Origin of the sequence: Aureimonas sp. OT7 (assembly GCF_014844055.1) — a bacterium.
Classification (GTDB): Bacteria; Pseudomonadota; Alphaproteobacteria; order Rhizobiales; family Rhizobiaceae; genus Aureimonas; species Aureimonas altamirensis_A.
This window is the reverse complement of the sequence record NZ_CP062167.1, coordinates 3,191,351-3,214,874: the sequence shown is the minus strand read 5'-3', so window position 1 is coordinate 3,214,874 and position 23,524 is coordinate 3,191,351. Positions and strand designations below refer to the sequence as shown.

The 23,524-nt window shown below is 64.7% G+C and carries 27 protein-coding genes; 13 read left to right on the top strand and 14 right to left on the bottom strand.

What is annotated here, in order from left to right; translation table 11 throughout:
- Window positions 1-70: 70 nt before the first annotated feature.
- Window positions 71-973, bottom strand: a complete 903-nt coding sequence (locus IGS74_RS15405; RefSeq protein WP_039192331.1) for a branched-chain amino acid ABC transporter permease — start codon at window positions 971-973, stop codon at window positions 71-73.
- Between the two features lie 289 nt (window positions 974-1,262).
- Between IGS74_RS15405 and rirA the strand changes: the two genes are divergently transcribed.
- From rirA to IGS74_RS15390, 3 genes are all read left to right on the top strand, one after another.
- Window positions 1,263-1,745, top strand: a complete 483-nt coding sequence (rirA, locus tag IGS74_RS15400) for an iron-responsive transcriptional regulator RirA (protein ID WP_039192334.1) — start codon at window positions 1,263-1,265, stop codon at window positions 1,743-1,745.
- Window positions 1,746-1,903: 158 nt separating this feature from the next.
- Window positions 1,904-2,785, top strand: coding sequence for a WecB/TagA/CpsF family glycosyltransferase (locus IGS74_RS15395; protein WP_192387266.1), 882 nt, complete (start codon window positions 1,904-1,906; stop codon window positions 2,783-2,785).
- Window positions 2,743-3,522 (top strand): polysaccharide deacetylase family protein, encoded by a 780-nt coding sequence (locus IGS74_RS15390; protein ID WP_192387264.1) that lies wholly within the window; start codon window positions 2,743-2,745, stop codon window positions 3,520-3,522. Before IGS74_RS15395 ends, IGS74_RS15390 begins: the two co-directional genes overlap by 43 nt.
- Window positions 3,523-3,531: 9 nt before the next feature.
- Here the strand turns inward: IGS74_RS15390 and IGS74_RS15385 are convergent, their stop codons facing one another.
- Window positions 3,532-4,413, bottom strand: coding sequence for a LysR family transcriptional regulator (locus tag IGS74_RS15385; RefSeq protein ID WP_192387262.1), 882 nt, complete (start codon window positions 4,411-4,413; stop codon window positions 3,532-3,534).
- Window positions 4,414-4,517: 104 nt separating this feature from the next.
- Here IGS74_RS15385 and IGS74_RS15380 point away from each other — a divergent pair, with 104 nt between their 5' ends.
- On the top strand, window positions 4,518-6,014 hold the full coding sequence (locus IGS74_RS15380) for a CoA-acylating methylmalonate-semialdehyde dehydrogenase (RefSeq protein WP_192387261.1): 1,497 nt from the start codon (window positions 4,518-4,520) through the stop codon (window positions 6,012-6,014).
- 73 nt (window positions 6,015-6,087) lie between these two features.
- On the opposite strand, the gene IGS74_RS15375 is transcribed toward IGS74_RS15380, so the two are convergent.
- The gene (locus IGS74_RS15375; RefSeq protein ID WP_192387260.1) at window positions 6,088-7,302 is read right to left on the bottom strand and encodes an NADP-dependent isocitrate dehydrogenase; all 1,215 of its coding nucleotides are present in this window, start codon (window positions 7,300-7,302) and stop codon (window positions 6,088-6,090) included.
- 167 nt (window positions 7,303-7,469) lie between these two features.
- On the opposite strand from IGS74_RS15375, the gene IGS74_RS15370 reads away from it, so the two are divergent.
- Together IGS74_RS15370 and murI are read left to right on the top strand one after the other, a co-directional pair.
- The gene (locus IGS74_RS15370; RefSeq protein ID WP_039193060.1) at window positions 7,470-8,237 is read left to right on the top strand and encodes an RNA methyltransferase; all 768 of its coding nucleotides are present in this window, start codon (window positions 7,470-7,472) and stop codon (window positions 8,235-8,237) included.
- Window positions 8,234-9,019 (top strand): glutamate racemase, encoded by a 786-nt coding sequence (gene murI / locus IGS74_RS15365; protein ID WP_192387259.1) that lies wholly within the window; start codon window positions 8,234-8,236, stop codon window positions 9,017-9,019. The genes IGS74_RS15370 and murI overlap by 4 nt, the downstream gene beginning before the upstream one ends.
- Here murI and IGS74_RS15360 read toward each other — a convergent pair.
- On the bottom strand, window positions 9,003-9,503 hold the full coding sequence (locus IGS74_RS15360; RefSeq protein WP_192387258.1) for a hypothetical protein: 501 nt from the start codon (window positions 9,501-9,503) through the stop codon (window positions 9,003-9,005). The genes murI and IGS74_RS15360 overlap by 17 nt on opposite strands.
- A 99-nt stretch (window positions 9,504-9,602) precedes the next feature.
- On the opposite strand from IGS74_RS15360, the gene IGS74_RS15355 reads away from it, so the two are divergent.
- The 5 genes from IGS74_RS15355 to IGS74_RS15335 all read left to right on the top strand — a co-directional run bounded on the left by IGS74_RS15355 (window position 9,603) and on the right by IGS74_RS15335 (window position 14,431).
- Window positions 9,603-9,785, top strand: coding sequence for a YqaE/Pmp3 family membrane protein (locus IGS74_RS15355; protein ID WP_039192349.1), 183 nt, complete (start codon window positions 9,603-9,605; stop codon window positions 9,783-9,785).
- Between the two features lie 179 nt (window positions 9,786-9,964).
- Window positions 9,965-10,582 (top strand): 30S ribosomal protein S4, encoded by a 618-nt coding sequence (gene rpsD / locus IGS74_RS15350; protein ID WP_039192354.1) that lies wholly within the window; start codon window positions 9,965-9,967, stop codon window positions 10,580-10,582.
- A 156-nt stretch (window positions 10,583-10,738) separates the two neighbouring features.
- Window positions 10,739-12,706 (top strand): EAL domain-containing protein, encoded by a 1,968-nt coding sequence (locus tag IGS74_RS15345; protein ID WP_206688175.1) that lies wholly within the window; start codon window positions 10,739-10,741, stop codon window positions 12,704-12,706.
- Window positions 12,707-12,743: 37 nt separating this feature from the next.
- Window positions 12,744-13,604 (top strand): tRNA 2-thiocytidine(32) synthetase TtcA, encoded by an 861-nt coding sequence (gene ttcA / locus IGS74_RS15340; protein ID WP_192387256.1) that lies wholly within the window; start codon window positions 12,744-12,746, stop codon window positions 13,602-13,604.
- Complete coding sequence (locus tag IGS74_RS15335) at window positions 13,601-14,431, top strand: inositol monophosphatase (protein ID WP_192387255.1); 831 nt, start codon at window positions 13,601-13,603, stop codon at window positions 14,429-14,431. Before ttcA ends, IGS74_RS15335 begins: the two co-directional genes overlap by 4 nt.
- Window positions 14,432-14,502: 71 nt before the next feature.
- Here IGS74_RS15335 and grxD read toward each other — a convergent pair whose 3' ends face one another.
- The 8 genes from grxD to purC all read right to left on the bottom strand — a co-directional run bounded on the left by grxD (window position 14,503) and on the right by purC (window position 20,084).
- Window positions 14,503-14,850 carry a Grx4 family monothiol glutaredoxin gene (grxD, locus tag IGS74_RS15330; RefSeq protein WP_192387253.1) on the bottom strand — a complete coding sequence of 116 codons (348 nt, stop codon included), beginning with the start codon at window positions 14,848-14,850 and terminating at the stop codon, window positions 14,503-14,505.
- A complete protein-coding gene (locus tag IGS74_RS15325; RefSeq protein ID WP_039192366.1) occupies window positions 14,847-15,107 on the bottom strand; it encodes a BolA family transcriptional regulator in 261 nt (86 codons plus the stop codon). Before IGS74_RS15325 ends, grxD begins: the two co-directional genes overlap by 4 nt.
- 75 nt (window positions 15,108-15,182) lie before the next feature.
- Window positions 15,183-17,405, bottom strand: a complete 2,223-nt coding sequence (gene purL, locus IGS74_RS15320; protein ID WP_192387251.1) for a phosphoribosylformylglycinamidine synthase subunit PurL — start codon at window positions 17,403-17,405, stop codon at window positions 15,183-15,185.
- A 59-nt stretch (window positions 17,406-17,464) separates the two neighbouring features.
- Complete coding sequence (locus tag IGS74_RS15315) at window positions 17,465-17,872, bottom strand: hypothetical protein (protein ID WP_192387249.1); 408 nt, start codon at window positions 17,870-17,872, stop codon at window positions 17,465-17,467.
- 4 nt (window positions 17,873-17,876) lie between these two features.
- The gene (locus IGS74_RS15310) at window positions 17,877-18,269 is read right to left on the bottom strand and encodes a hypothetical protein (protein ID WP_192391830.1); all 393 of its coding nucleotides are present in this window, start codon (window positions 18,267-18,269) and stop codon (window positions 17,877-17,879) included.
- Window positions 18,270-18,277: 8 nt separating this feature from the next.
- On the bottom strand, window positions 18,278-18,961 hold the full coding sequence (purQ, locus tag IGS74_RS15305; RefSeq protein WP_192387247.1) for a phosphoribosylformylglycinamidine synthase subunit PurQ: 684 nt from the start codon (window positions 18,959-18,961) through the stop codon (window positions 18,278-18,280).
- A 48-nt stretch (window positions 18,962-19,009) separates the two neighbouring features.
- A complete protein-coding gene (gene purS / locus IGS74_RS15300) occupies window positions 19,010-19,252 on the bottom strand; it encodes a phosphoribosylformylglycinamidine synthase subunit PurS (protein WP_039192377.1) in 243 nt (80 codons plus the stop codon).
- 67 nt (window positions 19,253-19,319) lie between these two features.
- Window positions 19,320-20,084: a phosphoribosylaminoimidazolesuccinocarboxamide synthase gene (purC, locus tag IGS74_RS15295; protein WP_039192380.1), complete on the bottom strand. Its 765-nt coding sequence runs from the start codon at window positions 20,082-20,084 to the stop codon at window positions 19,320-19,322.
- A gap of 215 nt (window positions 20,085-20,299) precedes the next feature.
- Here purC and IGS74_RS15290 point away from each other — a divergent pair, with 215 nt between their 5' ends.
- Window positions 20,300-20,617 (top strand): DUF1476 domain-containing protein, encoded by a 318-nt coding sequence (locus tag IGS74_RS15290; RefSeq protein WP_192387245.1) that lies wholly within the window; start codon window positions 20,300-20,302, stop codon window positions 20,615-20,617.
- The gene (locus IGS74_RS15285; RefSeq protein WP_192387243.1) at window positions 20,617-21,384 is read left to right on the top strand and encodes an aldolase/citrate lyase family protein; all 768 of its coding nucleotides are present in this window, start codon (window positions 20,617-20,619) and stop codon (window positions 21,382-21,384) included. The genes IGS74_RS15290 and IGS74_RS15285 overlap by 1 nt, the downstream gene beginning before the upstream one ends.
- Before the next feature lie 21 nt (window positions 21,385-21,405).
- Here IGS74_RS15285 and IGS74_RS15280 read toward each other — a convergent pair whose 3' ends face one another.
- Both IGS74_RS15280 and cls read right to left on the bottom strand, forming a co-directional pair.
- Entirely contained in the window at window positions 21,406-21,975 is a 570-nt protein-coding gene (locus IGS74_RS15280; RefSeq protein ID WP_192387241.1) for an alpha/beta hydrolase, read from the bottom strand.
- A 48-nt stretch (window positions 21,976-22,023) separates the two neighbouring features.
- Complete coding sequence (cls, locus tag IGS74_RS15275; protein ID WP_192387238.1) at window positions 22,024-23,475, bottom strand: cardiolipin synthase; 1,452 nt, start codon at window positions 23,473-23,475, stop codon at window positions 22,024-22,026.
- Between the last annotated feature and the right edge of the window lie 49 nt (window positions 23,476-23,524).

Here is a 23,524-nt window from a genome sequence, read left to right as displayed (position 1 = left end):
GCGCGCTGCTCGCTGGTGATCTCAGCCGCTTCCGGGCTGACGTCGACTGGTGTGGTACGGGACATGACGGTCAGACCTTCTCGACGGCGGGGCGGCCAAGCAGGCCCGAGGGCAGGAAGATCAGCACGATCGCCAGGATGGAGAAGGCGGCGACGTCCTTGTACTCGACGGAGAAATATCCCGACCAGAATGTCTCTATGAGGCCGATCAGCAATCCGCCCAGCATTGCGCCGGGAAGCGACCCGATGCCGCCGAGGACCGCGGCCGTGAAGGCCTTAACGCCTGCCAGGAAGCCGATATAGAAGTCGATGACGCCGTAATAGAGGAGGTACATCAGGCCCGCGACCGAGGCGAGTGCCGCACCCATGATGAAGGTGAGCGAGATCGTCCGGTCGACGTTGACCCCGAGCAGCGAGGCCATCTTGGCGTCCTGCTCGCAGGCGCGCTGCTGGCGGCCCAGCGATGTGCGGGAGATGATGAGCGAGAAGACCGTCATCAACACCAGCGTCAGCACGATGATGGTGATCTGCATGTATGAGATCTGCACGCCCGGAATCAGCTGGATGCTGCCCTGGATCTGGGGCGGCAACGGCTTGACGCGCGCGCCCTGCGTCACCTGCACGAAGTTCTGCAGGAAGATCGACATGCCGATGGCGGTGATCAGCGGCGCCAGCCGGAACGAGCCACGCAGCGGCCGATAGGCGATGCGTTCGATCGTCCAGCCCCAGAGCGAGGTGAACACCATCGCCACGATGACGATCAGCAGCAGGATGAGCGGCAGGAACGTCAAACCGAAAGATATAAGGACGAGAAATGTCGTAAGCGCGATGAATGAGCCGATCATGAACACTTCGCCGTGGGCAAAGTTGATCATGCCGATAATACCGTAAACCATCGTGTATCCGATGGCGATCAGCCCGTAGATCGACCCGAGGGTGATCCCGTTGATCAATTGTTGAAGGAAGTATTCCATATTATTGTTAGTCCCCCTCGGGCGCATGGCGCCCGCTTCCCGGTTGGCTACAGCATCCCATCCGCCTCAAAAAAAGGCACGATTGAAGTAGCATCATTTTTTATGGGGATGATCAACTGGATTTATGGACTTTGCAATATCATCTAAAGTTTAAAATAGGCGGCGTTGAAAATTGAGTTGAAAACTCCAATTTTATGGTCCGGTATGGTTTGGCGGTCTTTAATTCAGATTGGAATTGTTCTAACAGTATCGAGCGGCCCTTAAGCCGCCCCGCTTTCGGAGGAAACCGATGCGCCTTACGCGTCAGACGAACTATGCGATCCGGATGCTCATGTACTGCGCGGCCAACTCCGGTAAGTTGAGCCGGGTGGGCGAAATCGCCGCGGCATACTCCGTCTCCGAACTCTTTCTGTTCAAGATTTTGCAGCCGCTGGTGGAAGCCGGCTTCATCGAGACGATTCGCGGTCGCAATGGCGGCATACGTCTGGCGCGGCCCGCATCGGAGATTTCGCTCAAGGCCGTGGTCGTCGTGACGGAAGAGAGCTTTTCGCTTGCCGAATGCTTCGAGACCGGCGCGGTCGATTGTCCCCTGGTGGACAGTTGCGCGCTCAATTCCGCACTCCGCGAGGCGTTGAACGCCTTTCTCGGGGCGCTCGAGAAGCATTCGATCGAGACCCTGGTGGGCGACAAGGGCGCCATCCGCCATCGCCTCGGCATCACCGATCTTCCGCCTCCCGTACGGCGGGCCGACGTGGCGACGCTGGCCGGTTGAGGACGGTGCTCGAAGGACGGCTGTAAATCTTCCACCAAAGGTGGATGCGGCCCTAAACCCGAAGTGGTTGAAGGCTTCTTGATGCTCTAGCACCGCGAGTGCGAAACTTCGTCCGGTTCCGAGGCCTTCCGGCCCTCGGCCTTTCCGGAGATGTGATCGTGGACCGCTGCCAGATCCTGGGCGTCACCATCGCGAACGAGACGATCGAGGCCGCCTTCCAGCGTATCGCCGCCCTGATCGACGGCGAGGGCCCACGTTCGCTTTATTTCGTCAACGCGCACACGCTCAACAATGCCTGCGAGGACTCTGCCTACCGGGCGATTCTCAACCGCGCCGACGTCGTCTACGGAGACGGTACCGGCGTTCGCTGGGCCGCGCGCGGACGCGGTGTGACGCTTCTCGACAACGTCAACGGCACCGACCTCGTGCCGATGCTGCTCAGCCGCGGCAGCGGCATCAAATGCTATCTCGTCGGCAGTGCACCCGAACGCATCGAGACCATTCGCGCCAACGCGCAGGTCATGTTTCCCGGGGTCGACTTCGTCGGCGCCCATCATGGCTACATCGACGCGGCGGCCAGCGAGGCCGTATTGGACGACATCCGCCGTTGCGGGGCAAATCTCGTGCTGGTGGGCATGGGCAACCCGTTGCAGGAGAAGTGGATCGACCGGCACCGCGCCGCCCTGCCGGCGGCCTTGACGGTCGCGGTCGGGGGGCTGTTCGAATACTGGGGCGGCGGCCTCGTCCGTGCGCCGCGCTGGATGCGCAGCTTGGGCATCGAATGGGTGCATCTGATGCTGCGGCAGCCCTGGAAGGCACGCCGTTATCTGATCGGCAACCCGGTTTTTATGTATCGCATGTTTCGGACCGCGGCGGCAGAACGGCGCGCCGGAGCCGTTTTCGAGAGAGGCGCCTCATGCCAGGCCACAGCATTGCAACCAGCCGATGGATCGCCAAGAAGGGTGCCCGAGGCCTCGTCGGTGGACTTGGCCGCGTCTTGCCTTCCAGGCGAGTCGCCGGAGTTGAAATCCGCGTCCTGACCTATCACCGCTTCGGCGACGACCATCACGCGCCCTTCACTGTCTCGGCCGCCCAGTTCGATCGCGAGATGGGCTATCTGGCCAGCACCGGAAAAGCCGTTTCGCTGGCCGATATCGAGGCATTCGTGGCCGGACGGAAAAGCTTGGCCGACGGCTCGGTTCTGGTGACGTTCGACGATGGCGATCCGTCGGTGCGCACGGTCGCCATGCCGATCCTGCAGAAGCATCGGGTGCCATCCGTGGCCTATATCCTTGCCGGCCGCCCGGCCGGTTTCGAGCTGATGACCTTCGACGAGGTGCGGCAGGTCCAGGATGGCGGCATTACCATCGGCTCGCACTCGATTTCGCACCGGTCGCTCGGCGGACTGCCGCGCCGCGAGGTCCTGGCGGAACTGAAGGATTCGCGCCGACGCCTGGAAGACGAGATGGGCCGCGAGATCCGCTCCTTCGCCTATCCGTTCGGCACCCGGAACGACATGACGCCCGACGTCGTCGCCTGCGCGGAGGAGGCGGGCTACACCCTGGCATTCTCGAGCCTTCACGGGCCGGTCGTGGCCGGAGCCACGCGACGCGAGGCGTTGACGTTGCCGCGTGTGAAGGTCGAGTCCGGAGATCCGGCCTGGTTGTTTCCGGCCCTGTGTGCGGGCGCCATGGACCGGTGGCGTATCGTCGATGATCGCCTGTCGGGAATGCAGAAGCCCGCCGAGTCGCAGGTCGTCACCTCAGCCGCCGCCTGATCAGCCCGGTCAGGCGAAGACCGCCCGTTCATCGTTGACCAGATCGCGGATGCCGTCGGCCACATGGCGGACGGCGGCGGGGTTGGCGGTGCTCTGGTGCGACACCAGCCAATAGGTCCGGGTGATCCCGATCTCCGGCAGCAACCGCTGCAGGTCGGCTCTGCCGCGCGCCATAAAATGGTGCAGGATGCCGATGCCGCCGCCCGCCGCGACGGCCTCGACCTGGCCGACGGCGGAGGAAATCTCGTAATCGGCCTGCCAGCGCAGGCCGGCATCCTCGGCATAGTGCAGCGACCGGCTGTAGACGAGGTCTTCGACATGGCCGATCAGCCGATGCCGCGCCAGTGCCTCGGCATCCGAGGGCTCCCCATGGGAGGCAAGATAGGCGCGTGCGGCATAGAGGCCGAGGCCATAGGTGACGAGCTTGCGGGATACCAGCCGCCCCTGATCGGGCTTCTCCACGGTGATCGCCAGATCGGCCTCGCGCCGCGACAGGGAGAAGGCGCGCGCCACCGGCACGAGTTGCAGGGTCAGGCGCGGCTGCCCGTCGAGCAGCCGCCAAAGCCGCGGCGCCAGGAAGGCCGTGCCGAACCCGTCCGGGGCCCCGATGCGCACCGTTCCCGACAACTGGCCGCCCGCGCTGCGCGCGCTGGCCTCGGCAGCCAGCAACTCGGCCTCGACCCGCTCCGCGCGCGGCAGAAGGGCGGTACCGGCGGCCGTCAGCTCGCAGCCGCCCGAACGGCGCAGGAACAGACGCTCTCCGAGCGTCAGCTCAAGCCGGTCGAGACGTCGTGCGACGGTCGCGTGGTTGAGGGCCAGCCGACGCGCCGCGCCGAGAATCTGGCCGTCGCGGGCGATCGCTAGAAATATCTTGAGGTCGTCCCAGTCCATGGCGCGACTATAGAATCCGCACAACGGTTCTGCGAGTGCTGACATTGAAATAAAGTCAGGAGCCGATACGCTGCGCGGCGACAGGAACGGAGGAGTCTTCCCGCATGAGCAGCATCGGCCATTTCATCGACGGCGCCCGCGTGGCCGGTACATCCGGTCGCAGCGCCGATGTGTTCAACCCGTCGACGGGGCAGGCGAGCGCGCAGCTGTCGCTGGCCAATGCCGCGGACCTTCAGGCCGCCGTGGACGCTGCCAAGGCCGCGCAGCCGGCCTGGGCCGCGACCAATCCGCAGCGCCGCGCCCGTGTTTTCATGAAATATGTCCAGCTTCTCAACGACAACATGCAGGAACTGGCGGAGCTTCTGTCGGCGGAGCACGGCAAGACCGTCGAGGATTCCAAGGGCGACATCCAGCGCGGGCTGGAAGTATGCGAATTCGTGATCGGCATTCCGCACCTCCAGAAGGGCGAATATACCGAGGGCGCCGGCCCGGGCATCGACATGTTCTCCATGCGCCAGCCGGTGGGCATCGGCGCCGGCATCACGCCGTTCAACTTTCCGGCCATGATCCCGATGTGGATGTTCGCGCCGGCCATTGCCGCGGGCAACGCCTTCATCCTGAAGCCGTCCGAGCGCGATCCCTCGGTGCCGATGCGCCTTGCCGAACTGATGATCGAGGCGGGGCTTCCCAAGGGGATTCTCAATGTCGTCAACGGTGACAAGGAAGCGGTGGACCTCATCCTCCAGCATCCCGATATCGGCGCGGTATCTTTCGTCGGCTCCACGCCGATCGCGGCCTATGTCTATGGCGAGGCCGCGCGCCACGGCAAGCGGGCGCAGACCTTCGGCGGCGCCAAGAACCATATGATCGTCATGCCCGACGCCGATCTCGACCAGGCGGCCGACGCCTTGATCGGCGCGGGCTACGGCTCCGCCGGAGAGCGCTGCATGGCGATCTCCGTCGCCGTTCCGGTGGGCCAGGCAACGGCGGATGCGTTGATGGAGCGGCTGATCCCGCGCGTCGAGCAGTTGAAGATCGCCCCCTATACCGACGCCACCGCCGATTTCGGGCCCGTCGTGACCAAGGCGTCGCAGGAGAAGATCCTGAAGTTGATCGACAAGGGCGTCGAGGAAGGCGCGAAGTTGCGTGTCGACGGGCGCGGCTTCAGGCTCCAGGGGTATGAAGACGGTTTCTATGTCGGCGCCTGCCTCTTCGACGAGGTGACGCCCGAGATGGATATATACAAGCAGGAAATCTTCGGTCCGGTGCTGTCGGTCGTCCGTGCGCCGGACTACGAGTCCGCGCTGGCCCTGCCGATGAAGCACGAATACGGCAACGGCGTCGCGATCTTCACCCGTGACGGCGATGCCGCCCGGGATTTCGCGGCGCGCGTCAATGTCGGGATGATCGGCGTCAACGTGCCGATCCCCACGCCGCTGGCCTACCATTCCTTCGGCGGCTGGAAGCGGTCCTCCTTCGGCGACCTGAACCAGCACGGGCCGGATTCCATCAAGTTCTGGACCCGTACCAAGACGGTGACGACACGTTGGCCGTCGGGCATCAAGTCCGGCGCGGAATTCTCCATGCCCGTCATGCGGTAATGTTGGCGTGGAAACAAAAAAGGGGCGCCGCGGCCTGGCCGCGGCGCCCCTTGTCGTATCCGGCGGCCTTTCGTCAGGCAGCCATCGCCTTGGCGAGGTTTTCGTCGATCTTGTCGAGGAAGCCGGTTGTCGACAGCCACGGCTGATCCGGACCGATCAGCAGCGCCAGGTCCTTGGTCATGTGGCCGGCTTCCACCGTCTGGACGCAGACGCGCTCGAGCGTTTCGGCAAAGGTCTTCAATTCGGCATTGTCGTCCAGCTTGGCGCGATGCGCGAGGCCGCGCGTCCAGGCGAAGATCGATGCGATCGAGTTGGTCGACGTCTCCTGGCCCTTCTGGTGCTGGCGATAGTGGCGCGTGACCGTGCCGTGCGCGGCCTCGGCTTCCACCGTCTTGCCGTCCGGCGTCATCAGTACCGAGGTCATCAGGCCGAGCGAGCCGAAGCCCTGCGCCACGATGTCGGACTGCACGTCGCCATCGTAGTTCTTGCAGGCCCACACATAGCCGCCCGACCATTTGAGCGCCGAGGCGACCATGTCGTCGATCAGGCGATGCTCGTACCAGATCTTCCGCTTCTCGAACTCGGCCTGGAACTCGGCTTCGTAGACTTCCTGGAAGATGTCCTTGAAGCGCCCGTCATAGGCCTTCAGGATGGTGTTCTTGGTGGACAGGTAGACCGGATAGTTGCGCATCAGGCCGTAGTTCAGCGAGGCGCGTGCGAAATCGCGGATCGAATCGTCCAGATTGTACATGGCCATCGCGACGCCGGAGGAGGGCGCCTTGAACACCTCGTGCTCGATCGTCTCGCCGTCGTCGCCGACGAACTTGATGGTCAGCGTGCCCGAGCCGGGGAACTTGAAGTCGGTGGCGCGGTACTGGTCGCCATAGGCATGGCGGCCGACGACGATCGGCTGCGTCCAGCCCGGAACCAGACGGGGCACGTTCTTCATGATGATCGGCTCGCGGAAGATCACGCCGCCCAGGATGTTGCGGATCGTGCCGTTGGGCGAACGCCACATCTTCTTCAGGCTGAACTCTTCCACACGGGCTTCGTCCGGCGTGATCGTGGCGCATTTCACGCCGACACCATGCTTCTTGATGGCGTTGGCGGCGTCGATGGTGACCTGATCGCTGGTGGCGTCGCGGTTCTCGACCGAGAGATCGTAATACTCCAGGTCGATATCGAGATAGGGGTGGATCAACTTGTCCTTGATGAAGTGCCAGATGATCCGTGTCATCTCGTCGCCGTCGAGTTCGACGACCGGGTTCGCAACCTTGATTTTCGCCATCGATGCCATTCCTCCGGTTGGATGCGGCCGTGCCTTGTGCGGCGGGCGGCCGGGAAGCGTCGGGGCGGCTATAGCAAGAAGCTTCGCATGTGCAAAGCAAGGCGACGCTTTTCCGTCGCGTCGCGACAGGCTATCAGGCGGCGTCGTGGAGTTTTGAAGAGGTCGATGTGGCTGGAACCGACAGGACGGTCGAGACGATGAGCGGCGGGCCGGCGATCGTGCTGGTGGAGCCGCAACTGGGCGAGAATATCGGCATGGTCGCGCGGGCCATGGCCAATTTCGGGTTGTCGGACCTGCGGATCGTCAACCCCCGCGACGGATGGCCCAACGAAAAGGCGGTTGCCGCCGCCTCCAGGGCCGATCACGTCATCGAGGCGGCGCGCGTCTTTGCGACGGTGCAGGAGGCGGTCGCCGATCTCACCTACGTCGCCGCCACCACGGCGCGGCCTCGTTACTCCACCAAGATCGTGCGCGGGCCGGACGAGGCGTCCGCGCAGATGCGCCTGCGGGTCGAAGCTGGGCAGGGCTGTGGCATCCTCTTCGGCCGGGAGCGCTTCGGTCTCTCCAACGAAGAAGTCGATCTGGCGGACGAGATCGTCACCTTTCCCGTCAACCCGGCCTTCGCCTCGCTGAACATCGCCCAGGCGGTCCTGCTGATGAGCTACGAGTGGATGCGCTCGGGCAATCCGTTCGAGGGGCGGCCGCGCTTCTTCGCACCGGACCTGACGCCGGCCTCCAAGGACGATCTCTATCGCCTGTTCGACCATCTGGAAGATGCGCTGGAGACGACGGGCTACTTCTTCCCGCCCGAGAAGCGCGAGGTGATGGTGCATAATCTGCGCACCATGCTGACCCGTGCCGCCTTTACCGAACCGGAGATCCGGGCGCTGCGCGGCGTCATCCGCGCCCTGCAGAAAGGCGCTCCGACAGCATGAGCGAAAAGCCCATCCTCGTCTTCGACAGCGGCATCGGCGGGCTGTCGGTCCTGCGGGAGTTGCGTGCGCGCATGCCCGACAGGCGCTATGTCTATATTGCCGACGACGCCGGGTTTCCGTATGGCGACTGGGAAGAGACGGCATTGCTGGAGCGCATCGTCGGCATGTTCGGCGGCCTTCTGGCCACGCATGATCCGGCCTTGGTCGTCATTGCGTGCGGCACCGCCTCGACGCTGGTGTTGCCTGAGTTGCGGGCGCGCTTCGACGTTCCGTTCGTGGGGACGGTCCCTGCCATCAAGCCCGCCGCCGAACAGACGCGCTCCGGTCTCATAAGCGTCCTGGCGACGCCCGGCACCGTGCGGCGCGACTACACGCGCGGCCTCATCGACAGTTTCGCGCGCGACTGCGAGGTGCAACTGGTGGGATCGCCCCGGCTGGCCGCCATGGCCGAAGCACATATGCGCGGCGACCGGGCCCGGCCCGAAATGCTTCTATCCGAGATATCGCCATGCTTCGTCGAGCGCGGCGCGCGGAAAACCGACATCGTCGTCCTGGCCTGTACGCATTACCCGTTCCTGGTGGGTGCGTTCCGCAAGGTGGCTCCCTGGCCGGTCGACTGGCTCGACCCTGCCGAGGCCATCGCGCGGCAGGCCGAGCGGCTGATGGCCGACACGCCATCCACCCTGCCGGAAGGGTTCGACCGCGCCGTCTTCACGGCGGGACAGCCGGTCTATGCCGTACGCCGGCTTGTCCACGGCTTCGGGCTCACCGCCGCAGGCTGATCGCCGATGTCTGGGCGGATCGCCCGTCGATCCGGTCGGTGACCACCATGGACAGGCCGCCATCGCCGGCATTGGTGATGGTCATCGTGGCATTGCGGTCGCCGTAGATCGGCTTTGCGTACGTGACGGCAAGGGTGAGGGCATTGCCACTCAGCCGCCCGTTGGACAATTGCGCCGGGCCTGTGGTGGACGCGTCATATGTTCCGGAGAAACGGTCGGTCGCCGGGTCGTAGCGGATGGTTGCGGCAACCGGACGGGTAAAGATCACGGCGGCGCGGCAACTGCCCTTGATGGACAATGCGTTCGGGCCTGAAAGCGAGCCGGTGAGCCTGCACGTGACCTTGCGTGGCTGCGGATCGACGTCGCGCTGGATCGTGCCGCCGCCATTGAAACGCCCCTCGAAACGCTGGAGGAAGGCCGCATCGGCCAACGCCGGGCCGGCGGCGATCGCCCACACGTACAGTGTCACCAGGGTTCGATGCATGGCGCTTCCCTCGTCGTGGCGGGTTTCCCTTACGGGAACGGAAGGGATGCCCCGGCGTTTCGGTTGCATCAATGAACGTATCAATGTGGAAAACGGTCCATGGATCTCCTGCGCATCATCATCGCAATCTTCATTCCCCCTCTCGCCGTCTTCCTCACCACCGGTCTCGGAAAGCATTTCTGGGTGAACCTGATACTCACTCTGCTCGGCTACATTCCGGGCGTCGTCCATGCAGTCTGGTTCATCTCGCGCCGGTCCGGCGAGCGTCAGCACCTGGGTTGACGCTTCGGCCCTGCTCGTTTAAGGAAGCGTTCATCGGCGGGCCGCAAGGTCCGCCGGTTTTTTTACGTGTCCCGTGAACGGCCCTGGGCCGCTCTGTCGGCCCGCAATGCGGGCAAAGGAGGGCGCGTTTCCTGAGCCCGGCGAATGGTTCGTCCGGGCGAACGCTCTAGGGAAATGCGATGAGCAAGCGCGAATCCGCGAAATACAAAATCGACCGACGCCTTGGTGAAAACATCTGGGGTCGTCCGAAGTCTCCGGTCAACCGCCGCCAGTACGGCCCGGGCCAGCATGGCCAGCGCCGCAAGTCCAAGCTTTCCGACTTCGGCACGCAGCTGCGCGCCAAGCAGAAGCTGAAGGGCTATTACGGCGACGTCTCCGAGAAGCAGTTCCGCCGCATCTATGAAGAGGCCGCCCGCCGTCGTGGCGACACCTCGGAAAACCTGATCGGCCTTCTGGAGTCCCGTCTGGACGCCATCGTCTATCGCTCGAAGTTTGTGCCGACGATCTTTGCCGCACGGCAGTTCGTCAACCACGGCCACGTCAGCGTCAATGGCGTACGCACCAATATCGGCTCGTACCGCTGCAAGCCGGGCGATGTCATCGAAGTGCGCCAGAAGTCCAAGCAGCTCGTCGTCGTCCTCGAGTCGGTTCAGCTCGCAGAGCGTGACGTACCGGACTACATCGAGGTCGATCACAACAAATTGGTCGCGACCTTCACTCGCGTACCAGGCCTCGGCGATGTGCCGTACCCGGTTCAGATGGAGCCGAACCTGGTGGTCGAGTTCTACTCGCGCTAACCGATCGGCCATCGCCAAACAGAAAAGGGCCGTCCTTCGGGGCGGCCCTTTTTCCTTTGAAGTTATCCTGTCACGGATCGAGGGTTGTGGTATCAATCGCACAACTTTGGATGTAGGTTGGCATCCTAAGCCACCACGACCGAAGCCCTCGTTCCTTTGTCCAGTCTCTCCGGCCGTAATCTCGCTCTCCACGACATGATACAGGCCGATCGCCTTGCCGCGGTCCGGCGCAGCCTGCGGCGCGCCATCCCGGTCAACGGCATTCTCGGTCTTGCCGTTCTTACCGTGGCCTACCGGGGCGGTCTGCCGGGGCTGGGCCTGGCGTGGTTTGCCGCCTCGCTGAGCGTCAATGTCGCGCGTTATACCTTGTGCCGCATGCCGGTCCTGCCCGTCGACGCCAATGAGCCGGGGTCCGTTGCCTGGCACCTGATGATGCACCGTTTCGCTGCATTCTCGTCCGGAATCGTGTGGGCGCTGGTCGCGATCCTCTCTTCCGGCTTCACGACCCCGGACTCGATCTTCTACCTGACCGTCCTGTGCGGCATCACCGCCGGTGCGGTGACGCATGGTGCGTCCTATTCTCCGGTGCCGACCTTCTTCATTACCCCGCCACTCCTGGTGATGATCGGATGCCTCCTGTGGCAGGGCGATTTCAATTCCGTCCTGCTGGGCAGCACCGTGACGATCTACCTGATTGCGCTGCTGCTTTCGGCGCGTGAAAGCGATCTTGCGTTTCGCGATTTTTCAAGGTTGACGCACGAGGCGCGCGAGATGGCGCAGTCGCTTGAGATCGCCAATGCAAGTTCCGATGCCACCGCCCGCGAGATGCTGCATCGCGCCACGCACGATGCGCTGACCGGGCTATTGAACCGCAGCGGCATCCTGCGCAGCCTTGAGGTCGCGCTACAGGCGGGGAATCGGCCATTGTGCCTGATGCTGCTGGACCTGGACGACTTCAAGGCCGTCAACGACATCTTCGGCCATGCAACAGGCGACCGCGTGCTGCAGAAGGTGGCGCGGCGGCTTAACGAAGCGACACCCAGCGGAACATCCATTGCCCGGCTGGGCGGAGATGAATTCGCCTTGCTGCTGGAACTGGACGACGACAGGCCGGAACCTGTCGAGAGGTTGGCCTCCCGCATCCTGGCCACCATATCCGCCCCCTTCGAGACGTTCGAGTCCAGCCCCGTCAGCGGCAGCGTCGGCATTTGCATCGCCGCCGAGGGCAGTGTCGGGGAACTGCTCGCACGGGCCGATGCGGCGCTCTACGCCGCCAAGTCCGCGGGTAAAAACAGCCATTCCGTGTTCGACGGTGCCCTCCAGGAGCGTATCGAACTGGAACGGGACCTGGAGCGCGATCTGGGTGATGCGCTGGACAGGCAGGCGGTGGAAGTCTGGTTCCAGCCCATCTACCATCGTTCGGGTCGTCTCGACACGCTTGAAGCCCTGTTGCGCTGGACGCACCCGGTGCACGGGCCGATCAATCCCGAGTTGATCGTCCGGACGGCGGGCCGCGTCGGGCAGGCGGAAAACCTGTTCCGCCGGGTGGTCGACGATGCCTTGTCGATGCTGCTTCAACTGGACCGGGTGGGCGCGGACACTGTCCGGGTGGCCGTCAACCTGTCCCCGCGTGAGGCGGCGAAGATCCCAGCCGACGAGATCCTTCTGGGGCGTTGCGCGCTCAGGGGGGTGGCGCCCGATCGAATCGAGGTCGAGATCACCGAGGAAACCGCGCTCGACCTGAACGTGATCCGGAGTCGGCTGATGCCGTTGTCCCAGGCCGGCGTGCGGATCGTCATCGACGATTTCGGCGAGGGCTATTCATCGCTTCAATCCATCCGCTACGTGCGTGTCAGCCGCCTGAAGATCGACCGCAGCTTTGCCGCCGACCTGGGGAAGGGCGAGAGCGTGGTGCGCCTGCTGCGCGCGCTCGTCGGGCTCGGCCACGCGCTGGATATGGAGGTCGTCGCCGAAGGGGTGGAAAGCGCCGAGGCCGCCCGCACGCTCGCGGATATCGGCTGCGATTATCTGCAAGGTTACTACCTGTCGCGTCCGATGACGGCCGGTGCCATCATGAAACTGCCCTTCGATACGGGGCCGGGGTTCCGTTCCGACACGGCCTGACGTATTGCCTTGGCATGATCCCGGACGAGGGCCGAATATGCTGGACGAGGCTGCCGAAACGCAGGACCTGGCACAGGAAGGTGAGGGCGCGCACAAGCTGTTCGCAGATGCGCCCGACAGCGTTTCCTTCCGCAAGCTTCGCAAGCGCCTGCTGCGCGAGGTCCGTGAAACGATGAGTGCGCATGCCATGGTGCGGCCGGGCGCGCGGTGGCTCGTCGGCATCTCCGGCGGCAAGGACTCCTATACCCTGCTGTCCCTCCTGGTCGACCTGCAGTGGCGCGGGCTGCTGCCCGTCGACATTCTCGCCTGCAATCTCGACCAGGGGCAGCCGGGCTTCCCGAAGCATGTCCTGCCGGATTTCCTGTCATCCAACGGCATCGTCCACCGCATCGAGTATCGCGATACCTACTCGGTGGTGAAGGCGAAGGTCCCCGCCGGGGGAACCTATTGCGCCCTCTGCTCGCGGCTGCGACGCGGCAACCTCTACCGGATCGCCCGGGAGGAGGGGTGCGAGGCCCTGGTTCTTGGCCACCACCGGGACGACAGCCTCGAAACCTTCTTTCTCAACATGTTCCATGGCGGCAAACTGGCGGCCATGCCGGCCAAGCTCCTCAACGACGATGGTGACCTGCTCGTCCTGCGGCCGCTGATCACCTCCTGCGAAGGCGACATCGCGCGCTTTGCCGCCGCCATGCGCTTCCCGATCATTCCCTGCGACCTGTGCGGCAGCCAGGATGGGCTGCAGCGCAACGTGATCAAGGCGTTCCTTGCCGACCTGGAACGCACCAACCCTGGACGCAAGGACGTGATCGCCCGGGCCCTCGGCAACGTCAGCCCAAGCCATTTGCACGACGCGCGCCTGTTCGATTTCGCATCCCTCATGCCAAAAGAATCATGAAAGGAACGCTCGTGACGCAATTCGATACGGACAGGCTCGCGGACATTCTCCGGCAGGCGGCCCGCTCCGAGATCATGCCGCGCTTTCGCCGGCTGTCCGCCGGCGACATTCGTGAGAAGACATCCGCTGTCGACCTTGTCACCGAGGCCGACGAAGCCGCGGAGCGTGCCATAGAGGCCGCATGCCGGCAGGCATTTCCGGATGCGGCCTTTGTCGGGGAAGAGGGCGTGGCTGCGAACGCCGCCCTCCTCGACAGAGTGGCCGGCGCAGACCTTGCCATCGTCGTCGATCCCATCGACGGGACGGCCAATTTCGCCAGTGGCGCGCCGATGTTCGGCGTCATGGCGGCCGTCGTGCGCAAGGGCGAAACGATTGCCGGCGTGATCTACGACCCGCTCGGCGACGATGCGATGGTGGGCGAGAAGGGTGGAGGCGTCTTCTTCAAAAGCGGTGACGAGGCGGCGAAACGCCTGCGGTACGCAGAGCCGGTGCCACTGGCGGACATGGTCGGCGCCGCGGCGACGAGCCAACTGCCGTTGGAGCAGCGCAGGCGTACGCTTGCCGGTTTTGGCGAAACGCGCATCCTGTCCAGCTTCCGCAGCGCCGCGCAGGAATATCGCCTGGCGCTGTCCGGCGCGCTGCATTACCTCTATTACGTCAAGCTGATGCCGTGGGATCATCTGGCCGGTGCCATGATGTGCCAGGAGGCGGGTGCCTTTGTGCGCCGTCTCGACGGGTCGGTCTACCGGCCCGGCCACGTTGCAGGCGGCCTGCTGGTGGCGCCGGACGAGGCAGGCTGGCACGATCTGCGGACTGTCATCGGCTGACGGCAGATAAAAAAATGGGCGGGGCGCCGGCGCCCCGCCCTGTGTCTTCGGTCGTTTCGTCAGCCGTTCCGTCAGGCGGTGGCCGCGCTCCGGTCCTCTGTGGCGATGCCCTTGTCGGCAAAGAACTGCTGCAATTCGCCGGCCTGGAACATTTCCCGCAGGATGTCGCAGCCGCCGACGAATTCACCCTTTACATAGACCTGCGGAATCGTCGGCCAGGAGCCATACTCTTTGATGCCGTTGCGCAGATCGTCGGATGAAAGGACATTAACGCCCTTGTAGTCCACGCCAAGATAATCGAGGATCTGCACCACCTGGCCGGAAAAACCGCATTGCGGAAAGGCCGGTGTGCCCTTCATGAAGACGATCACGTCGTTCGTCTTCACTTCGTTGTCGATCCAGTCCTGAATTCCGCTCATGTCAAACTCCGCTGTTCCTGGTCGTGGGCGGGCGCGCTCGTCTGCAATGCGAGCGCATGGAGGATGCCGCCCATATTTCCTTGAAGGGCCTGGTAGACCATCTGGTGCTGCTGCACCCGTGTCTTGCCCCTGAAACTCTCCGCCACCACTTCGGCGGCATAGTGGTCGCCGTCGCCAGCCAGATCGCGGATCGTTACGACCGCGTCGGGAATGCCGTCCTTGATCATCCGTTCGATGTCTTGGGCGTTCATTGGCATGAAGTGCAACTCCTTGTCACGGCACCGTAGGACCAAAGGATAGGGTCTGTGCGTCGCGACCGCAATGAGGCCTGTCTATTCGGCGGCCTGCAGGGATGGCAGTTCGCCGGCCATGTAGGCCGGGAACCAGCCTTCGTGCCGGCTTTTCAGCGCCGCCACGGAAACCTGCAGGATGCCGGATACCTCCAGCGTGGCGCCGCCGGCCTCGCCGATCAGACGTGCCGGCACGCCGGCCGCGGATGCCGCCGCCAGGATGGACGCTGCCCCATCGCGCGGAACGGCGATCAGATAGCGGGCCTGGTCCTCGCCGAACAGCTCGGCGTGGACCGGGCCGCCGGCGATTTCCATGCGGGCTCCGACGCCAGAGGCCATGCACATTTCCGCCAGCGCGACGATAAGCCCGCCGTCCGAAAGGTCATGGCACGTCCTGACCGTGCCATTGGAGATCAGGCCCCGGACGAAGTCGCCATTGCGCTTCTCGGCGGCAAGGTCCACCGGCGGCGGCGCGCCCGCCTCGCTGCCCGTGATTTCCCGCAGATAGATGGAGGCACCCAGATGCGTGCCGTCGCCGCCGATCAGAAGGAGGACGTCGCCGTCCGCCAGCGTATCGGTGCGCGCGCAGCGCGCCCTGTCGGCGATCAGGCCGACGCCACCGATGGTGGGCGTGGGCAGGATGCCCTGTCCCTGGGTCTCGTTATAGAGCGAGACGTTGCCGGACACGATCGGGAAGCCGAGTGCCTCGCAGGCGGCGCCGATGCCCTGGACGGCCATGACGAACTGCCCCATCGCTTCCGGCTTTTCCGGGTTGCCGAAATTGAGGTTGTCCGTCGCCGCAAGCGGCAGCGCGCCGACCGCGGTCAGGTTGCGCCAGCACTCCGCCACCGCCTGCGCGCCACCCTGATAGGGGTCGGCCTCGCAGTAGCGGGGGGTCACATCGGACGAAAAGGCAAGCGCCTTCGTGGCATGCCCGTCTACGCGGACGACGCCCGCATCGCCGCCGGGGCGCTGCAGCGAATTTCCCTGGATCAGCGTGTCGTACTGTTCGAAGACCCAGCGGCGCGATGCGATGTCCGGGGAGCCGATCACCCGCAGCAGCGCATCGGAATAGTCGGTCGGCTGGGGCACGTCCGCCGCCGCCAGCACTTCGGCCGGCCGCGGCTCCAGCCACGGGCGGTCGTATTCGGGCGCCTCGTCGCCGAGTTCCTTGATGGGCAGGTTGGCCACTTCCTTGCCATCGAACAGGATGCGGAAACGCAGATCGTCCGTCGTGCGGCCGACCACGGCAAAATCCAGCCCCCATTTGCGGAAGATGCCTTCGGCCACCTCGCGCTTGGACGGCTCTAGAACCATGAGCATGCGCTCCTGGCTTTCCGAAAGCATCATCTCGTAAGGCGTCATCGCCTCTTCGCGCACCGGCACGGCGTTCAGGTCCAGTTCGATGCCGAGGTCTCCCTTGGCGCCCATCTCCACCGCCGAGCAGGTCAGGCCGGCCGCGCCCATGTCCTGGATGGCGATGACGGCACCCGTCTTCATCAGTTCCAGGCACGCCTCGAGCAGGCACTTTTCGGTGAAAGGGTCACCGACCTGCACGGTCGGACGCTTTTCCTCGATCTTCTCGTCGAATTCGGCAGAGGCCATGGTGGCGCCGCCGACGCCGTCGCGCCCGGTCTTGGCGCCCAGATAGACGACCGGCAGGCCGACGCCCTCCGCCTTGGAATAGAAGATCGCGTCGGTCCTGGCGAGACCGGCGGCAAAGGCGTTGACAAGGCAATTGCCGTTGTAGCGCGGGTGGAAGTTGACTTCGCCCCCCACCGTCGGCACCCCGAACGAGTTGCCGTAGCCGCCGACGCCGGCCACCACGCCAGCCACGAGATGGCGGGTCTTTTCGTGGCCCGGGTCGCCGAAGCGCAGCGCGTTCATGGCCGCGATGGGCCGCGCGCCCATGGTGAAGACGTCGCGCAGGATGCCGCCGACACCGGTGGCCGCGCCCTGGTAGGGCTCGATATAGGAAGGGTGGTTGTGGCTCTCCATCTTGAAGACCACACAGTCCCCGTCGCCGATGTCCACCACGCCGGCATTTTCACCGGGGCCCTGGATGACCTGCGGCCCCTTGGTGGGCAAGGTCCGCAGCCAGCGCTTGGAGGATTTGTAGGAGCAATGCTCGTTCCACATGGCCGAAAAGATGCCGAGCTCGGTAATGCTGGGCTCGCGGCCGATCAGATCGAGGATGCGCTGGTATTCGTCGGGCTTCAGCCCATGCGCGGCGATCAGGTCGGGGGTGATGGCGATCTCGTTCATCGTCGGCGGTCCTGAGGCGGTGTCCGGCTTGATGGCGGACGGGAAAGGGTTCGAACAGTCTAGCGTGCCGGAAGCCAGAAACCGGCTTCCGCCGCGCGGGCGCGGCATGCCGCGACTTCCGATGCGCTCCGCAGGATGAGCGCGTCATCGGCCGCTTGCGGGATATAGTCATCGGTGACGCGTCTTTGCAGCACGATGAGCGTGTAGTCGCCGCCGGTGACGGCCCCTGCGGGCGAGCGGACACAGGCACCATGCGCGCCGGCCGGGCCGGCCACGAAACGAAACGCCCGGTCTACCGTGGCGCTGCGATACAGCGTGCGCGCCGTCTGGACGACATAGTCGGCCTCGACCTGGCTGAGTACGTCGCCGTTCGGTTCGGCTGTCGCCATGGCCGGCGGCACCGTCCGCGCCACGGCGCAGCCGCACAGAAGCACGGCCGAGGCCAGCCCCAGCAGCCCAAGCTGCACAGGCTTATGCATTGGCGCAGGTGCGGTCGCCGCCCTGCCAGCGGGCGACATCGGCGGCGATCCGCGATCCGCTGGGCCCATTCAGCAGCGGGCCGAACGTCTGGATTCGTGCAGGCTTGCCCTGGCCCTCGACGACGAGGAGGGGCAACCCGCCGGGGTTGGATCGGGGCACGACGAGGATACGCGGCCGTCCGGAATGGGAATCCAGTTCCGGCGCCATGCTGTAGCCGGCAAAAGCCGTATCGCGGCCGCGGAACCAGCAGTCGCGGGCGGCCAGCGCCACACGCTCCATCACCTTGAGCGCCGGTTCGCCGCTTGTTTCGATCGACGCTTCCTGCGGCTTGCCGCTGCATCCGGCAAGGACGCCCAGAACCACCGCAAAGGCACCGGTGCGCAGAAACGGCCTCACGCGGCCAGCCCCCTGCCGGACATGCCCAGCGCGCTCTCGAATATGCCGCGCCCGTCGGTGCCACCATGCTCCGGCTCGATGAGGTTTTCCGGATGAGGCATCAGGCCCAGCACATTGCCGCCGTCGTTGACGATGCCGGCGATGTCGTTGACCGCCCCATTGGGGTTGGTCCCTTCTGCATAGCGGAACACGACCTGGCCTTCGCCCTCGATCCGGGCGAGCGTGTCGGCATCGGCGAAATAATTACCGTCATGGTGGGCCACGGGGCACCGGATCACCTGGCCGGGGCTGTAGGCCGTGGTGAACCGCGTCCCGGCGTTGGCCACCTCAAGCTTCACTTCGCGGCAGACGAAGTTGAGGCTGCGGTTGCGCATCAGCGCGCCTGGCAGAAGCCCGGCCTCGCACAGAATCTGGAATCCGTTGCAGACGCCCAGAACGGGCACGCCGGCGCGGGCTTTGTCAGCCACGGCGCGCATGACGGGAGACCGCGCCGCAATGGCCCCGCAACGCAGATAATCTCCAAAGGAGAATCCGCCCGGTATGACGATCAGGTCAACGGACGGAATGTCCGTTTCGGTCTGCCAGACGGTCAGCGGCTCCTGGCCGCTGACCGTGCGGAGGGCGGCGATCATGTCGCGGTCCCGGTTGAGGCCTGGCAACAGGACGACGGCGGATTTCATAAGGTTCAGCTCCGGGCCGTGGATGGGGCGGGCGGGCCCGCCGCAACGTCAACGGATTTCGACGGCGTAGTTCTCGATGACGGTGTTGGCGAGCAGCTTCTCGCACATGGCCTTGACCTTGGCCTCGGCCGCGGAAGCGTCGTCGCCATCGATCTCGACGTCGAAGACCTTGCCCTGCCGCACGCTTCCGACACCGTCGAAGCCGAGGGCGCCGAGCGCACCCTCGATGGCCTTGCCCTGCGGGTCGAGAACGCCGTTCTTCAACGTAACGACAATACGCGCCTTGATCACTGTTTCAGCCTGCCTTGCGAATACACGAGTTTGAGAGCCGGCGCCGGTCGCGACGCAGGACTTTGCGTCACTTTACCAACACCGGCCCGGAAGGGCGGGGCGGGTCGTTTTCGTTCATGATGCCAAGGCGCCGGGCGACTTCCTGGTAGGCCTCGACGAGGCCGCCCATGTCGCGGCGGAACCTGTCCTTGTCCAGCTTGTCCTGGGTCTGCACGTCCCAGAGGCGGCAGGAATCGGGCGAGATCTCGTCGGCGACGATGATCCGCATCATGTCGCCCTCGAACAGGCGGCCCGTCTCGATCTTGAAGTCCACGAGCTGGATGCCGACGCCCAGGAACAGGCCGGTCAGGAAGTCGTTGACGCGAATGGCGAGCGCCATGATGTCGTCGATTTCCTGGGGGCTGGCCCATCCGAACGCGGTGATGTGCTCTTCCGAGACCATCGGATCGTCCAGCGCGTCGGCCTTGTAGTAGAACTCGATGATCGAGCGCGGCAGTACGGTGCCTTCCTCGATACCGAGGCGCTTGGCCAGCGAGCCGGCAGCCACGTTGCGCACCACGACCTCGAGCGGGATGATCTCCACTTCCTTGATCAACTGCTCGCGCATGTTGAGGCGGCGGATGAAGTGCGTGGGAATGCCGATCCGGTTGAGGTGGCTGAAGATGTATTCCGAAATACGATTGTTGAGGACGCCCTTGCCGTCCACCACTTCGTGCTTCTTCTTGTTGAAGGCGGTGGCGTCGTCCTTGAAGAACTGCACCAGCGTGCCGGGTTCCGGGCCTTCGTAGAGAATCTTGCCCTTGCCTTCGTAGATACGGCGGCGACGTGTCATTGCGTGTGCTCGATCGTGCTGGAGCGCCAGGGTGGGAGGCCCGGGCGGGAAAAAACTCTGCTCTCAGCCGGGTCAATAGACCAAATGGGGGATTTTCACAATCGTTACCCCGAATTTCCTGCCTTCGTGCCGGCCGGTGCGCACCGGCGCTTCAAATGTCGAAGGTGATGTTCTAAACACCACGCGTTGACGCCCGAAATGGAAGAGGCAGCCCGATGACATTCGACGACCGCAAGCAGGAATTCGAGAGCCGTTACGTCCACGATCAGGAGTTGCGTTTTCGGATCGAGGCGCGGCGCAACAAGCTTCTCGGCCTCTGGGCGGCGGAAAAGCTCGGCCGCAGCGGCGCCGAGGCGGACGCCTACGCGATGGAGGTCGTCAAGGCCGACCTGCAGAAAGAGGGCGAAGAAGACGTCGTCGCCAAGGTCATGGCCGACTTCACCGCTGCCGGTGTCGCCCAGTCCGAACATCAGGTGCGCCGCCGGATGAGCGAGCTCCTGGTCGAGGCCGAATCCCAGGTCAAGAGCGCCTGATGGCGGCGCCCGATCTGCGTGGCCGGCTCGAATCTCGCGGCTTTCTGATATCCGCATGGTCCAGCCTGGCGCAGCCCGAACTGCTCGAGCGGATGTTGCAGGGCGGCTTCGACCTGGCGACTTTCGACATGCAGCACGGCATGCATGACGAGGCCAGCGTCGGCCGGGGCATCGCCACCGCATCGCACATGGGCATGGCCTCGCTGGTGCGCGTGCCCGTGGGCGGCTATGCCACCGTATCGCGCGTTCTGGATTACGGTGCCACCGGCGTCATCCTGCCCATGATCGAGTCGGCGGACGATGCCCGCGCGCTGGTGGCGGCGGCCAAGTACCCGCCGCTCGGCCAGCGCTCCTATGGGCCGACGCGCGCGGTGATGCTGCACGGCTACGGCAGCGGCAAGGCCTATTTCGAGGCGGCAAATCGCGAAACCCTGGCATTTGCCATGATCGAGACGCCGGCGGCCTACGCCGCGCTGGATCAGATCCTGGCCGTCGAAGGGCTGGACGGCGTCTTCATCGGCCCGTCGGACCTGTCGATCGCCCTGACCGGGGGGCGCCTCAGCCATGATGGGCCCGAGGTCACCAATGCCATCCAGGCCATCGCCGCCAAGGCGCGGGCCTGCGGCAAGTTCACGGCCCTCTACGTTTTCGATGCGGATGAGACCGCGCGGGCCAAGGAGATGGGCGTCGACCTGGTGACCCTGTCTTCGGACATGGCAATCTTCAATGCGGGTCTTGCGGCGCTGCGCGTGACGACCGGGCGCTGACGTTGCCGATGCTTCGCCGCATCAATGATGATGCGGCGGAGCCTTCAAGGCGGCAAGGAACTTGCCGAAGGTCAAGAGGCCCTCGGGCCAGGGCCCGTGTCCGCTGTCGGCGTTCAGATGGCCGCTTTCGCCGGCATCGATGAACAGCGATCCCCAGGCCGCGGCGATATCCTCCGATGCTTCGAAGCTCGAATAGTGGTCGTTGCGGCTGGCAACCACGACCGACGGGAACGGCAGCGGTTCGCGCGGGTAGGGGCCGAAGGTCATCAGGTGCCTTGGGCGGATCGCCTCGTTCGTTACGTCAGGCGGAGCCACGAAGAACGCGCCGGCGATCGGCTTCTTGAACAGCGGAATCGCCTGTACGACGCTGGCGACGCCCAGCGAATGGGCCACGATGACGCAGGGCTTGGTGGTGGCGTTGACGGCATCGGCAACCGCCTTCGTCCAATCCTCGCGGACGGGCTTGGTCCATTCCGCCTGCACGACGCGGCTTGCGGTGGACAGCTTGCGCTCCCATCGGCTTTGCCAGTGCTGTTCGGATGCCCCGGTATAGCCGGGAACGATGAGTATATCGACTTCTGAAACGCGCATGGCTGCCAGATGTGCGGTCGCCGCATGCTTGTCAAGTTCGGCAGGCGTCTACATCAGGGGACTGATCAGCCGCATGATGTTTTCGGCAAGCTGCGTGGCGAAGCCACGCTTCTCCCAGCTTTCCGCGTCCAGGCGCTCGCTGTTTGCCCGGTAGTCCTGTTCTATGCCGCGCAATTTGCGGACCATGTCGGCATCGTAGATCAGCAGCGTCACTTCGGAGTTCAGCTCGAAGGAGCGACGATCCATGTTGGCCGAGCCGATGATGGCGATATCCTCGTCGATCGACAGGTGCTTGGCATGCAGGAACCGCTCCCGGTACAGCATCACCTCTACCCCCGCCGACAGGAGATCGTCGTAGTAGGAGCGCTGCGCGTGGTCGATCAGGATCGAATTGGTGGTGTAGGTGACGAACAGCGAGACGGTCACGCCCTTGGCGACGGCGGTGCTCATGGCTTGCAGCAACGGCTCGTTGGGGATGAAATATGGCGTCGCCAACACCACCCGGTCCCGGGCGTTGTGGATCAGATCGGTAAACAGCGTATCCACCTGCGCCCCGGGATAATCCGGGCCCGTCGGCAGCAACTGGGCCAGCGCGCTGCCGTCCGCGTCGGCGAAATCGGTCACGGGCATCAGGTCCGGAGAGCCGATGTCCTCTTCCGTTTCCAGGTACCAGTCGCCGATGAAGACGGCCTGCATCTCCAGCACCACGGGGCCCACGACGCGGGCCATGACCTCGCGGTAGAAGGTGTTCGGCTCGTATTCGCTGCGATGCATGTTCTGCGAACCCACCCAGCCCACATGCCCGTCGACGACCACGATCTTGCGATGGTTGCGCAGATCGGCCCGCGTCGCCCGGTTCCAGAAGCGCAGGGGCAGGATGACCCGAAGCGCCACGCCCGATCCGTCCAGGCGGCGGGCGATGCGCCGCCTGTCGGTGGACGAGCCGACGGCGTCGATCAGGAGGCGGCAGGTGACGCCGCGTCGCGCCGCGCGCTCCAGCGCCGCCAGGACCTTGTCACCGGCCTCGTCCATCATCAGGATGTAGAACAGCATGTGGACATGGTTCTGCGCATCGTCGATATCGGCGACGATGCGATCGACCACGCGGTTGTAGTCCGCGTCCAGGTCTATCTGGTTGCCGGGCAGGCATGGCTGGCGGCCCAGCCGCTGCACCAGCCGCGCCGCCATGGCGTAGCGCGGCGCAAGCGCCTCCTCGTATCCGCTTCGCTGTTCCAGGGTCAGGTCGCCCAGCGCGCGGCTCAGTACGGCTGGAAGGCGCTTCAGCCGGTCCTTGCGCCAGCGGGGATGTTCCGCATGGCCAAGCGCCAGGTAGATCAGCAGCGCGACGATGGGCAGAAAGAAGAACAGGATCATCCATGCCTGGGCCGCCGCGGGCGAGCGCCTGAACGGAATGTAGATCAGCGCTCCGAAGATGATTCCCCAGTTGAGTATCCCCGTCGCGACCGACCAGGTCGTCCAGAAGGCGGCGTCGACTTGCATTGCGGCAGGCATCCATGTGCTGTGGTTCGACCGCAATTAGACCAGATCG

Excerpts from the sequence above, each read along its gene's own strand:
- IGS74_RS15405 (WP_039192331.1), bottom strand. The coding sequence starts at position 973 with ATGGAATACTTCCTTCAACAATTGATCAACGGGATCACCCTCGGGTCG.
- rirA (WP_039192334.1), top strand. The coding sequence starts at position 1,263 with ATGCGCCTTACGCGTCAGACGAACTATGCGATCCGGATGCTCATGTAC.
- IGS74_RS15385 (WP_192387262.1), bottom strand. The coding sequence starts at position 4,413 with ATGGACTGGGACGACCTCAAGATATTTCTAGCGATCGCCCGCGACGGC.
- IGS74_RS15380 (WP_192387261.1), top strand. The coding sequence starts at position 4,518 with ATGAGCAGCATCGGCCATTTCATCGACGGCGCCCGCGTGGCCGGTACA.
- IGS74_RS15375 (WP_192387260.1), bottom strand. The coding sequence starts at position 7,302 with ATGGCGAAAATCAAGGTTGCGAACCCGGTCGTCGAACTCGACGGCGAC.
- murI (WP_192387259.1), top strand. The coding sequence starts at position 8,234 with ATGAGCGAAAAGCCCATCCTCGTCTTCGACAGCGGCATCGGCGGGCTG.
- IGS74_RS15360 (WP_192387258.1), bottom strand. The coding sequence starts at position 9,503 with ATGCATCGAACCCTGGTGACACTGTACGTGTGGGCGATCGCCGCCGGC.
- IGS74_RS15355 (WP_039192349.1), top strand. The coding sequence starts at position 9,603 with ATGGATCTCCTGCGCATCATCATCGCAATCTTCATTCCCCCTCTCGCC.
- rpsD (WP_039192354.1), top strand. The coding sequence starts at position 9,965 with ATGAGCAAGCGCGAATCCGCGAAATACAAAATCGACCGACGCCTTGGT.
- ttcA (WP_192387256.1), top strand. The coding sequence starts at position 12,744 with ATGCTGGACGAGGCTGCCGAAACGCAGGACCTGGCACAGGAAGGTGAG.
- IGS74_RS15335 (WP_192387255.1), top strand. The coding sequence starts at position 13,601 with ATGAAAGGAACGCTCGTGACGCAATTCGATACGGACAGGCTCGCGGAC.
- grxD (WP_192387253.1), bottom strand. The coding sequence starts at position 14,850 with ATGAGCGGAATTCAGGACTGGATCGACAACGAAGTGAAGACGAACGAC.
- IGS74_RS15325 (WP_039192366.1), bottom strand. The coding sequence starts at position 15,107 with ATGCCAATGAACGCCCAAGACATCGAACGGATGATCAAGGACGGCATT.
- purL (WP_192387251.1), bottom strand. The coding sequence starts at position 17,405 with ATGAACGAGATCGCCATCACCCCCGACCTGATCGCCGCGCATGGGCTG.
- purQ (WP_192387247.1), bottom strand. The coding sequence starts at position 18,961 with ATGAAATCCGCCGTCGTCCTGTTGCCAGGCCTCAACCGGGACCGCGAC.
- purC (WP_039192380.1), bottom strand. The coding sequence starts at position 20,084 with ATGACACGTCGCCGCCGTATCTACGAAGGCAAGGGCAAGATTCTCTAC.
- IGS74_RS15290 (WP_192387245.1), top strand. The coding sequence starts at position 20,300 with ATGACATTCGACGACCGCAAGCAGGAATTCGAGAGCCGTTACGTCCAC.
- IGS74_RS15285 (WP_192387243.1), top strand. The coding sequence starts at position 20,617 with ATGGCGGCGCCCGATCTGCGTGGCCGGCTCGAATCTCGCGGCTTTCTG.
- IGS74_RS15280 (WP_192387241.1), bottom strand. The coding sequence starts at position 21,975 with ATGCGCGTTTCAGAAGTCGATATACTCATCGTTCCCGGCTATACCGGG.
- cls (WP_192387238.1), bottom strand. The coding sequence starts at position 23,475 with ATGCAAGTCGACGCCGCCTTCTGGACGACCTGGTCGGTCGCGACGGGG.